Below are 234 nucleotides of genomic sequence, written 5' to 3' on the forward strand. Positions count from 1 at the left end.
GAATTATAGCGGTGGAGTGGGCACGGTAGGGCCTACGGATTACTACGATGAGCAAATGGACGATGGTAGTATGACGATTGAGAATGGTAATAAATTGGCCAACAGTTTTAAGGGCTATCATGGTTTTGATCCCATAAAGACAATAAAGCGAATGGATATTCCTGTTCTCTGCATGTACGGCGCATTGGATAGAAGTCATCCGGGATTATTTGATTTGGAGAGCTTAAATAAGAT

General features: G+C 41.9%; 1 protein-coding gene. It reads left to right on the top strand.

Annotated elements, in window-relative coordinates:
- The coding region (locus tag ACRHOZ_RS21530; protein ID WP_431130451.1) for a hypothetical protein at positions 1-234 on the top strand (234 nt) is incomplete at both ends.

Source organism: Flagellimonas flava (genome assembly GCF_050617915.1).
GTDB classification, from domain to species: Bacteria; Bacteroidota; Bacteroidia; order Flavobacteriales; family Flavobacteriaceae; genus Flagellimonas; species Flagellimonas flava_A.